Origin of the sequence: Pseudomonas sp. BJa5 (assembly GCF_030272875.2) — a bacterium.
Classification (GTDB): Bacteria; Pseudomonadota; Gammaproteobacteria; order Pseudomonadales; family Pseudomonadaceae; genus Aquipseudomonas.
This window is the reverse complement of record NZ_JALRNG020000230.1, coordinates 1-235: the sequence shown is the minus strand read 5'-3', so window position 1 is coordinate 235 and position 235 is coordinate 1. Positions and strand designations below refer to the sequence as shown.

The window sequence follows — 235 nt, the reverse complement described above, 5'->3', positions numbered from 1 at the left end:
GGCCGGGCCTGCCCTGGTAGTAACGGCCGCTGCCGTCGACAGTCGCTACGCCGAGGCCGGCCACGAACTGATGAGCCTGCCGGGCGAGGGCGGTCGGGTCGACCTGCACGCCCTGTTGCGCGAGCTGGCGGCCCGTGGCGCCAGCGACGTGCTGCTCGAAGCCGGGGCCGGCCTGGTCGGTGCCTTTGCCCACAGCGGGCTGATCGACGAATACCAGATCTTTGTCGCCGCCAAG

Annotated in this window: 1 protein-coding gene; it reads left to right on the top strand. The window is 71.5% G+C overall.

Annotated features, from left to right (window positions below):
- The coding region (locus M2D63_RS26130) for a dihydrofolate reductase family protein (protein WP_285865925.1) at nucleotides 1-235 on the top strand (235 nt) is incomplete at both ends.